Annotated in this window: 8 protein-coding genes; all 8 read right to left on the bottom strand. The window is 54.7% G+C overall.

Features of this window, described 5'->3' with window-relative positions; genetic code table 11:
- Positions 1 to 6: 6 nt before the first annotated feature.
- The 8 genes from ACQE2I_RS07470 to ACQE2I_RS07435 are packed head-to-tail and all read right to left on the bottom strand — an operon-like array spanning position 7 to position 10,932.
- The gene (locus tag ACQE2I_RS07470) at positions 7 to 1,269 is read right to left on the bottom strand and encodes a hypothetical protein (RefSeq protein ID WP_427030932.1); all 1,263 of its coding nucleotides are present in this window, start codon (positions 1,267 to 1,269) and stop codon (positions 7 to 9) included.
- A 9-nt stretch (positions 1,270 to 1,278) separates the two neighbouring features.
- On the bottom strand, positions 1,279 to 1,539 hold the full coding sequence (locus tag ACQE2I_RS07465) for a hypothetical protein (protein ID WP_427030931.1): 261 nt from the start codon (positions 1,537 to 1,539) through the stop codon (positions 1,279 to 1,281).
- Positions 1,536 to 2,132, bottom strand: coding sequence for a hypothetical protein (locus ACQE2I_RS07460; protein ID WP_427030929.1), 597 nt, complete (start codon positions 2,130 to 2,132; stop codon positions 1,536 to 1,538). The genes ACQE2I_RS07465 and ACQE2I_RS07460 overlap by 4 nt, the downstream gene beginning before the upstream one ends.
- Positions 2,133 to 2,141: 9 nt before the next feature.
- On the bottom strand, positions 2,142 to 2,795 hold the full coding sequence (locus tag ACQE2I_RS07455; RefSeq protein WP_427030928.1) for a hypothetical protein: 654 nt from the start codon (positions 2,793 to 2,795) through the stop codon (positions 2,142 to 2,144).
- On the bottom strand, positions 2,792 to 3,304 hold the full coding sequence (locus ACQE2I_RS07450) for a hypothetical protein (protein WP_427030926.1): 513 nt from the start codon (positions 3,302 to 3,304) through the stop codon (positions 2,792 to 2,794). Before ACQE2I_RS07450 ends, ACQE2I_RS07455 begins: the two co-directional genes overlap by 4 nt.
- Positions 3,305 to 3,348: 44 nt before the next feature.
- Positions 3,349 to 3,726 (bottom strand): hypothetical protein, encoded by a 378-nt coding sequence (locus tag ACQE2I_RS07445; protein WP_427030925.1) that lies wholly within the window; start codon positions 3,724 to 3,726, stop codon positions 3,349 to 3,351.
- Positions 3,719 to 4,075, bottom strand: a complete 357-nt coding sequence (locus tag ACQE2I_RS07440; protein WP_427030923.1) for a hypothetical protein — start codon at positions 4,073 to 4,075, stop codon at positions 3,719 to 3,721. Before ACQE2I_RS07440 ends, ACQE2I_RS07445 begins: the two co-directional genes overlap by 8 nt.
- Before the next feature lie 5 nt (positions 4,076 to 4,080).
- The gene (locus ACQE2I_RS07435; protein WP_427030921.1) at positions 4,081 to 10,932 is read right to left on the bottom strand and encodes a phage tail tip fiber protein; all 6,852 of its coding nucleotides are present in this window, start codon (positions 10,930 to 10,932) and stop codon (positions 4,081 to 4,083) included.
- Positions 10,933 to 10,945: the final 13 nt, after the last annotated feature.

The raw sequence follows: 10,945 nt of genomic DNA, 5'->3' as shown, positions 1-10,945 counted from the left end.
TCGTGATTAGAAGTATTTGTTTAAAATAGCGGCGGCGGGATCTTCGTTAGCCTCTCCGCTAGACGCTGGGCCAGGTCTTAAGCCGCGCTCTCGCTGAGACGGCGAGGTCTCGCCTTGTTCTACCGGGGCTCGGGATGAAGGAGCAGGCTGCCCTTGGCCTGGCATAACAATGCCGTATGTTTGGTTTTCGCTTTCTCGAATCATTTGATTAATGGATTGCAGCTCTTCTTGCGCCTGGGCCATCTCTTCATCATCAGGCATCCGCGCAGCATCGCCTTGGATGAACTTACCCAAGTCCTCAGCTCGATTCCGTAGCGCCTCGATGCGATCTTCAGAGCGCGAATAGGAGTGGTCACCGCTGCCCTGTCTCAGCATTTCCCACGCCGCCTGACGGTCTTCTGCTAGGCCATTGTTAACCAAGTATTCGATGTCTTTCTGTGTTGCAGTAGGCCGATTGCCGTAATCACTACCTGCTTGCGGCGCACGCCCAATCACCTGCTTGGTTTCGCCGGTTTTGGTGTTGCGCTGTAGGATCGACCCGCCTGGGCCTTCGACTTGCTCCCACTGCTCGTTGCTGTCGCCACGCAGCAGGCTTAGCACTTGAGTTGCACGCTGTTGTGCCTCAGGAGAACGCATCGTATTACGTAGCATGCGCATGCCCTGCACCTGCTCCACCAGCTTTTCGATTGGCACCGCTTTAACCAGGTCGTCGTCAGCGGTACCGCGGCCTTCGGTCATTGGTGCGCGGTAGGTGCTGCCATCCTCGCCAGTCACCTCAAGTTCAAGCATAACGCTTTGTCCGTCGGTGCCGGGATACATGCCGACCACACGCTTTTGCCCGCCTTCGCCGCGATTAATCTCGGCGCCAAACATTTGATTGAGCGCTGCCAGGCTTTCGGGGTCGTTGGCATCCACTGAGGTGTCTGGATCAATAATCGACATTGCCTGATTAATCGAGTTATCGGTTTCGGGGTCGAGCGCTGACCAGAACTTGGGGTATTTGCGCAGGGTTTCTAGCTCGTCTTCGCCGACTTCCATGCCGGACCCGATCTTGCCAAGCGTGAACTGAATGTTCTCCATGTCGCGCTGCCGGGTTACGTCTTCCTGCTGCGCACTGAACTGTTCGCGCTGCATGTCCATTCGCTCTTGCTGCATGCCCATTTGCTGGTCGGCGCGCTCGTCGGCACGTTGGCCGCGCTGAAACTGGTTCATTAATCCAAACCCTTGCGCAAAGCCACCCGCCAAGCCGCGTGTATCGAGTCCCGCCATAATGTTCTCCTAGAAAATTGAGCTGGCTAGCAGGCCAATACCCGCACCTATAGCGGCGCCCCATGGCCCGCCTACGCTTCCCGCCTGCATGCCGGCCATCATGCCCACCCCAGCACCGGTGCCGACGGCCTGCATTTGTTGGGCTTTCTCTGCCTGCTCCATTTGGTCTTCTTGCATTTTGGCTTGGCGCTGCTGGCCAGCGAGATCACTTAGCCCTTGCATGGCCTCGCCTTCCATTTGCTGACGCAGCCCTAGTAATCCGTAGCTCATTGGTTCATCACCCTGTCAGGAATGTTGGAAAGGCCCATGCCGCCGGCGAGTATCGCGTCTTGTCGGTCTTGGGCAGAGATACGCGCTTCATTGCCTGCGCTCACCATGGAGGCGCTGCGCTCTAAGCTGGTGCGACGATCTTCGGCGGCTTGCTGTTGAGGTGTCTGGCTAATGCCGTAACCCTGGCGCTGCTGGTCTAGTCCTTGCTGGCTACTGTCATAGGCAAGGCCAACAGCATTACTGGCGTTCGATGCCGCCATGCCAGGCGCGTTGTTGTCTTGAGCAACGCGGGCTAGCTCGTCAACGTAAGGCGCAAAACGGTTTTTCCAGTCAGCCCATTGGGCGCGGTTAAGTTGACCAAGTAGCTTGGAAGCACCTTGGTCGCCGCGCATGGCTTGGCTTGGGTCGATGTGTATTTGTGATGTTTGTGATGCTTGTGGCGTCGAATCTCGTAACCGAACCACGTTTTGTATCGCCTCGGGTACCGAGCTACTCCCTCTTATCGCGTCTGCATAGCTGTCAGAGCCCGCCTCTTGGCTTGGCTGCACCCCTGGCGTCGGTGTTACTTGCCCTAGCGTAGGTTGATATTGCATAGCGCCTCCTTAAATACCGCTGCCATAGAGATCGAGCCCTTGCCCTGCCTGATAGCCTGGTGTCGCAGCACCGCCTGCAGCTGGCGGGGAGGCACTCGCGCCGTTCATATAGTTAGCAGTGCCCGCCCCCGCGACTTGGCCCAGAAGCTGTAAGTTAGCGCTGCGCCGGTTGAATTGGGTAGCTGCGGACTGGCGTGCATCCTGCGCCGATTGCGCCGCGATTCCGGAAAGCCCCGCTTGCGCCTGCCCGGCTTGGCCTTGGCCGATAGCCACGATGTTTTGCAAGCCTTGAACCTGCTGGTTCTCTTGCTCGAACTGTGCGCGCCCCAGGGTTTCACCACCGGCGCTGGCACCACCTAGCGCAATGCCACTCATAGCAGACTGCGCGCGACCGCTAGACGGATCGATGCCTGCTTGGCTCAGCTGCATACCTGCTTGCTCACTAGCACTGCTTACCGCCTGCTGTTGGCTTTGCATGGTGCGGCCTGCGATGTAGCTCATATTGCCCGCATTGGTCATATCGCCCACGGATTCCATATAGGCGTTTTCCAGCGGTGCCAGCTTCTCTTGTGCGAAGTTCCACTTTTCGGCGGCTACCTGGGCAAGCTGGCGTTGCTCGGGCGTATCCTTAACCGTGTTGTCACCACCGCCACCGCCGCTCACTGGTCACCCCCGTTCAGCGATGCGTCGACATCTTGTTGATACGCTTCGTCTTGCGTGGGGTCGAGCGCAGCCAAGTAGTCATCAAGTCCGTCTTCATGGAAATGGTCTCGAATGGAGAGGCTGACTTTATTCATCCACTCATAGCCGCCGACTAAGTAGGCACACTGGGTCACCATGCCGGTCAGCTGATCGCGAAGCACAAAGGCCAGGGTTTTGTAGTGGTGGCTATCAGAACGCTCCAGGCACGCGCTATCGCGCCAGTCTTGCAATGCACTGGCCATCAGCGGTCGCAGATAGGGTTCATGCTCGCGGTAGAACGGGTTAGCGGGTAGCTCGATCAACGCCTCCCAGAACGTGCGGATCAGCACTCCGTCGGTAATAGGCTTGTCTTTATCGATCAGATCGTCGAGCGTTTGGGAAATACGAAACAGCATCTCGCAATATTGCGCGGCCGCTTCATTATTACGGAGTACGCCACGTAAAAACGTAGCCTCATTCTGACGGGGCATGCAGCACCTCACGGTGGGGCAATTTAAAGGGTTAGTGTAGCAGGTTACGGCGTGAACTGGTCTTGTAGCTCGCTCGCAATACGGTGCATCTCCGCAGCGGTTTGTGCTTCGCGGATAGCCTTCTTGGCTTTTAATCGCGCCGCTTCAATCTGTGCGCCAAGCACTTGCCACTGCTGACGCGCCACAAGCACCGAGTCGATCACCTCCTGTACCGTCATACCCAACGCTTCGGCTTCCGCCTGGATCATCGGCCCACCACCGGCAAGCGCCTCTTGGTGTTTGACTTCATAGGTCATCGACTGCCCCGAGCCAGGAGTCAGATGTTTTAGTCGAGCGTTCTCTGCGGCGTCATCTACAATATCGAGGTAATGTCGAACGGCATCGTCCAGCGTGTTGTGTAGAAACGCTTTGAGGTTAGCCAACGGTCACCTCCATTTGATGGTCTAGGTAATTAACAAGACCACTAAAGCTGATCGTGTAAGTGCCTGGAACGTCATACTCAATAACTAACGATTCGTTATCCGTAACGGTATCCATACCGTTGGTCTTAACTTCTAGCCCTTCGGGTAGGCCAGTGAAAGTTACAACTAATCCATCTACATTTTTATCCAGAGCAATTAACTCTTTCAGATAAAAATTGTTGTCTGCGTCCACGTAATGAGCCGAATCATCAATAGTGTCGTCACATGCTACATACCGATAAGGGCCAGACGTTATTTGTAAAATTTCGCCTTTGTCTGACACCATCGCATATCTATGAACATCACCCATTTTGTTTATCTCCTTGTTGCTAATAACCCGAGAGAACGACCACCGGCAATACCACCACCAGATGCCCACATCGTATAAGTGTCCACACCGCCAGAAGTAGCGCCCACATGCCCAGCGATTGAAAAGAAACGCCCCACTACTGCACGCTGCAAAACCGTTACGCCGTTACGACGGATTTGAACCGATGTTATGCCCCCATCACCCACACTAAAAGACGCCATTACCATGACGTTTGAGCCCTTAGCATCTATTGAGCAGGATAATATTTCTCGCATAAATCTTTGCAGTTGGAACTCCGAACCTGCAGCAGCCGAAACTGGAATTGTGACCGCGTTACCTTTAATAACTAGCGTGTCCACATAAGCATCGGCAGTTGAAATCCGATTGCCCCAAATTTCTGTAGAGCCAGGACGAGTCCAGTTATCAAACACACGACCAAACGTACTCGACGCCCAGTTTCGAACAGCGGATGCATCCTCTCCATCAACTTTTGCGGTATCCGCCGCTGTATTACTAGCGGTTCGGTCAGCATTAGTCGGCGGTTTAGTCCCCCTCACTTCCGAGTAACTAAGTGAGTTTTTAGATGCTAACGCCCCAGCCCCTGAAACGTTGCCTACATTAACCGTGCCGTTAAATTGACCGTCATTAAACTCAACGCTGCCGTTTTGGCGTATACGCCAACCGCTTTGCCCAGCAATGTAATTACCCGACTGCACGTCATCATAAAAGCGCGCTGCTTCCGCCACGCTGAGATTATCAACGTCGATAGCTTCTGCGCGTATCAACCCGCCAGCAGTTGTAACGGGGGTGCCGTCATCGAGGAAGAACTTGCCGATAGTAATAGGCCCAAGCTGTCCCTCTTGAATTGAGCCGTTGCGGATCATGGCGTTGTTTATATAAACAACGTCGCCATCCATAATGAACGGCTTACGCTTGTTGCTATTGGTTCGTCCTAACCAGAAACGGTCTACGTCAAAACCCGCGTCCACTTCGGTGCCATCATTGTAGATACCAAAGCCACCAATCAGCCCACCGCTTTGTACTTTGGCGGTATAAAGCGCACCCGCCACCATGTCGGTACGAGATGCTTGAACGTCAGCTAAGAAGAGTGTACCGCTACCGCCACTAAGGCGACGGAAATACACCCACGCTTCGACGGTTTCGTCAGGTGCAACAGCGCTAAGCAACGGCGTTTTGTCCCAACCTGTTGAGCTGACATTCTGGTTTCGCAGCGTTTGATAGCTGTTAGTACCATCCGCACTAACCCAGGCTACTCGTAACTGCACATCTATATTTCGGCCACTTCCTCCACTCGCATACGCAAACTGAAACGTATATGTTTCACCCGCAATAGCGGCGAAATGCTCGCCCCGCATGTATTGCTGGCTATCCCACGCGCTGTCAGACCATTGAGCAATGTACTTTGTCGGCGCGCCACGTATAGCGCTACTGCTGCCATCAGGGTTTGCCTCGATAACATTAACGCCCGACCACGTATTGCCCCACCCTGCAAGATCGCCCGTACCAAACTGCCCATTCGACAGAATCCCCCCAGCATTGGTGATCGCTTTAATTTCGACAGCATTTAAACCAGCACCAAGGTCAGTTTGAACACTCTGAACCAGTTGGGCCGTTGCCTCAATCTCGCCATCTACGCGATTAATTTCACTGCTTAGGTTCTGCTGAACCGTCGATATTTGCCCATTAAGCTGAGATTGTGCTGTGGTAATTGCTTGGGCGTTGCTTGCCACATTGCCATCAATGCGATTGACGTTGCTCGTAAGACTTTGCTGAACCGTCGCTATATCACTACCAAGATCAGAGCGCACTTCGGTAATTGCATTCGCATTGGCGTCGATAGCATCATCGACCCGCGCTATCTCGGTATTAAAATCCTGTTGCACTCCCGCCAAGGCATCATCAGTAGCACTTTGAACATCAGTGATTGCCTGGGCGTTAGCATCAAGCTCGTCATCAATACGGCTAACGTTAGTATTGAGGTTCTGCTGAACCGTTGAAATATCGCCCGACAGCTGCGATTGCACCGTGCTGATTGACTGGGCGGTCGAATCAATACGCCCATCTAGCCGGCTCACGTTAGTGTTTAGGTTCTGCTGAATGCCAGCTACGTCGCCTTCAAGGTCGGAGCGAACTTCCGTCACTGCTTGCGCCGCCACATCCACGCGACCATCAAGACGCGCCACCTCAGTGTTGAAGTCTTGCTGTACGCCTGCCAGCGCATCGTCAGTCGCGCTTTGCACATCGGTAATTGCTTGGGCGTTAGCACTAACGTTGCCATCAATGCGTTGAACCTGAGTATTAACATCTTGCTGAACAGTCGATATGTCACCTGAAAGTTGCGACTGCACCGTCGTAATAGACTGCGCCATGGCGTCGTCAATGCGATAAGCACGAAGGTTCGTCACATAGAACTCACCACTTCCTCCCGCCTGCCTACTGACAGAGATGCGGGCTTGTGTTATCCCATCAGGGATAGTGACGGTGTAGTAAGGAGTTTTGCTCCAGCTAGTGGAGCTAGCCCTAAAATTGCCTATATTTGTGTAGTCCCATTGATCTCCAGCAGCACGAAAACCCAGCCAAATACCAAAAGGAACATCCCGGCTACCACCACCTGTCGCGTAATCCAAGCTAATAGTGTATATATCGCCTACTGAAACGGTCTGTGGCTCACTCCTTAAACGTCGATTAGCCCCCCACCCACTGTCCCAGAATCGAGCAGCAAACTCAGTGGGCATGCTCTGCAAGGCGCTACTACCCGCATCTTCATTGCGCTGAACGACAGCGATGCTACTCCAATCAGGCGCCCAGCCCGTGAAGTCACCTGTACTGAATAACCCGTTTTTCAGCAGATCGTTACCGGCAACGGCGGCGTCTATCGCAGTCAAAGCTCCCGCCACGCCTTCTTCCATATCGGCACGAACTTCAGTTACTGCCTGAGCAGCCGTATCAATACGCCCATCAACTCGGCTTATCTCAGTATTAAAGTTCTGCTGAACCCCAGCCAACGCATCGTCAGTAGCTGCCTGAACATCGGTAATTGCCTGGGCATTAGCACTAAGATCGTCATCGATGCGATTGACGTTAGTGTTGAGGTTCTGCTGGACGGTTGATATGTCGCTATCGAGGTCAGACTGTACCGTCGTGAGCGCCTGTGCCTGCGAGTCAATACGTCCATCTAAACGGCTCACATTGGTGTTGAGATTTTGCTGAACACCGGCTACATCGCCCTCAAGATCAGAACGAACTTCTGTCACTGCCTGGGCTGTCACGTCTACCCGACCATCAAGGCGCACTACCTCAGTATTAAAATCTTGTTGTACGCCCGCCAACGCATCGTCGGTAGCCGCCTGAACATCAGTGATCGCTTGGGCGTTAGCGCTGACGTTGCCATCAATCCGATTAACGTTGGTGTTAAGGTTCTGCTGAACGGTCGATATGTCACCTGACAGCTGTGACTGAACACCCGTCAACGCTTGTGCGGTGCTATCAACGCGACCATCAAGGCGTGTCACCTCTAGATTAAAGTCTTGCTGTACAACAGCAAGGTTGTTTTCCATCCCTGCTTGTACTGTCGTAATCGCCTGGGCGTTGGCCTTATATGCCGCAGCAACAACCGCCTGCTCATCCTTTAGCGCTGATGTTTCGGTAGTAATTCGCCCATCAAGGTAGCTGGTCTGCGCGTTAAAATCCTGTTGCACTCCCGCCAATGCGTTGTTGGTTGACGCTTGTACATCAGTGATTGCCTGAGCATTAGTTTGTAGCTGGCCGTCGATACGCGATACTTCCGTATCAAAACTTTGCTGAACAGTCGCAATGTCATCGTCCAGCTGAGACTGTACCGCCGTCACCGCTTGCGCTGTCGCATCAACACGGCCATCTAAGCGCGTCACCTCGGTGCTAAGCGTTTGTTGTACCGTCGAAATATCGCCGTCTAGCTCGGCAACCGCCGTTGTAATTTGCGTTGCCAACGCTTGGTCTTCTGACGCGCGCAAACTCTGCTCTAGCTCGATAGCAGAAAACGCATCGCCTAGCTGCACCTCAACACCATCAATGCGCAACGCAGTCGCCGCGCTATCTGCCAACCGAACTTCGTCCAGGCTGTAGAATGTTGCCGACGCAGTGCCGCGCGACGCAGAGATAACTCGCTGAACAGCGGCAAGAAGATCATCTTCGGTAGCCCGCACGCGCGCTTCGTCAGTAATGCGTGCCTCGTTCTCGCCTACGCCTGCCCATAAGTCAGTCACGTCTTCCGCAAGCGCTTCGTCAGCAGTAGCGCGCACCGTGCTTTCGTTCTGAATATCCGCCGCGAGGTCACCGGTAACCGCTGTTAGCGTCTGAATGTCACTTGCCAATGCAGAGTCACCGTCAGCTCTTGCTTGCTGTTCACTCGTAATTAGTGAGCGTGAACCGTCCACGCGAGCATCAACGGCATTGATCTGCTGCGCGAGTGCGCTATCTTCGTCGGCACGCGATTGAGCTTCGGACGTAATCAGCGCCCTAGATTGGTCAACACGCGCATCGACAGCGTTTAGCTGCTGAGCAAGCGCATCGGTTTCCGACGCCCTAGCCGTTTGCTCATCGACAATGGCCGCCGCGTTATCGCCAATCTCGGCTTGTAGCGTTTGGATACTGGACGCCAACGCCTCATCGGCTGTAGAAAGCGCGGTTAGTTCGCCATTAACGGTGGCGATAGACGTATCGAACTGGGAGCCTAGCGCGTTGAATTGCGTCGCCATCGCCTGCTGATTGTCGGCAATAGCCTGCTGTAATGTCTCAATCTGCGCGGTGATTTCAGGTATTTCTGTGTCAGCAACGTCAATCAACAAGCGATCGACTTCGACGCTGCCACCGCCGCCGGACGTGTCACCCCAAACCACCACATAATGGTCTTCGTTGGCGACTTCGGGCACTTCAACCTGCGCCTCGAAAATACCCCACCCCGCCGCAGGCTCATGACGATGCCAGCCTGAGAACCAACCGTCGCTTGTTGCATAACCGATAGCAAACTCAGCACTGCCACCAGACACAGCGCGCGCCGCAATGCCCACGCGAACGCGGCGGCCAGCAAACGCATCAGCGGTACCGTTAGGAATCCGTGCTGATACAGCAAACGGTGCTACGCCTGTAGCCACACTGCTAGTGGTCGAGCCAATGAGCGCCGACTGGTCACCCGAAAATGCGTCGTTTGTTTCGGCAGTAATACTGTGACCGCTGGCTGCTACCCAGCGATCAAACTCAAGCCCTGACTCAAAGCCATTAGCGAACGTCGGCAGCGCATCAATCTTGGCCGATAACACACTCAACTGTGACGCTAGCGCCGAGTCAGCATTAGCGCGCGCAATCTGCTCTTGAAAGATAGAGGCTTCGTTGTCCTCAACCTGAACATCTAGCCCGTTGATTCGCGTCGCTGTCGCTTCTCGGTCACCGATACGGATTTCTTCAAGGCTATAAATCGACGCGGTATTGGCGTTATACGTCGCGGCAATCACCGCTAGCTGCGAAGCACGAAGTGCGTCGTTTTCGATGCGGGCCTGCGACTCGTTAATAATTGTCGCTTCGTTATCACCCACCTGAACTTGTAGCGTCGTAATATCCGATGCCAGGGCTTCATCACCTGACACACGCGCCTGTTGCTCGTTGCTAATGTCCGCGCTATTACCATCCACGACACTGGTTAGCGTTGTGAGTTGGCTAGCAAGTGCCGTATCGCCATCCACTAACTGCTCTTCGACTGACGTAATCGCCGCAGCGCGGGCTCCCTGCTCTGCCTGTAGTGCTGCCACACGCGCATCACGTTCGGCAGCAACCGCCGCCACGCGGTCTTGAACCTCCGCCTGAATCGCGTCTTGTCGCGCCTGGGCCTCAAAACTAATCGCGTCCTGCCGCGCTTCTTGTTCTGCTAGCAGCGAGTCAACACGTTCGGCGCGCTCATCATCTACCGCCTGGATACGAGCATCACGCTCCGCCGCAATGCGATTGGCGACCGTTCCGTCTAGCGACTCAGGCCCACGTAGCTCAGCTTCAATCGGCCCAATACGCTCGATGGCGGTTTCGATTGGGTCTAGGCGCTCGATAGCCGTTTCAATCGGCCCAATGCGCTCGATGTTTGTCTCAATCGCAGGGATGCGCTCGATGGCGGTTTCAATCGGGTCAAGCCGCTCGATGTTAGACTCGATTGCCGGTATCTTTTCGATCTCTTGACGCAACTCAGTCGCTAAAACGCCCGCGTCGATCTCGCCGGTTAGTAGCTCAAGCACATACCCTACGTCCGCTAGCGGTGCGGCATAGGTGCCGTTCGGGCTGTTTGGCGGCCCCTCAATATCAACAACCGACGTGAACGTAATCCAGTAGTAGTAACCCTTGAGCTTGGTCGGGTCGTCTGGATCAACAGCATCATCGCGCACGTAGTCGGTATAAAAGCCGCCCGCTTCACGGCCAATGACTTCTGCGTTAGCAAAGTTATCTTCTTCGCTGCGAAAGATGTTGGTATAGGCATGGTTGCGGTACTGCTGGCCTGGAATGGTCCAGCTGAGGTTAATCATGCCGTAGAAGCCGCCTTGGGCGTCAAAATTGGCAGGCGCTGGCGGTATGCTTAGATCAGGCGCTGGCGGTAGTGCGCCAGAGTCTAGGTTGCCATCTTGGCCTGGGCGCATGCCAGGCTTTAACCGGCCAATGCCGCTGTCGAGAATGTCGCGCAGCGTTAGCTTGCGGTCTAAGGGGTCACCCCGCACGCCTTCGCCGGTTTCCAGAATCTCGGTCATGGCAGCAATCAGGGGGCGTAACTCACTCGGCGCCTTGGGAGGCACCGGCGGTAATGTCCGACGGCGTCGGTTCATGGGCACCTCACGG

This window comes from Halomonas sp. H2 (assembly GCF_050215315.1).
GTDB lineage: Bacteria > Pseudomonadota > Gammaproteobacteria > Pseudomonadales > Halomonadaceae > Vreelandella.
The sequence above is the reverse complement of the archived record's forward strand: the minus strand, read 5'-3'. Positions and strand labels throughout refer to the sequence as shown.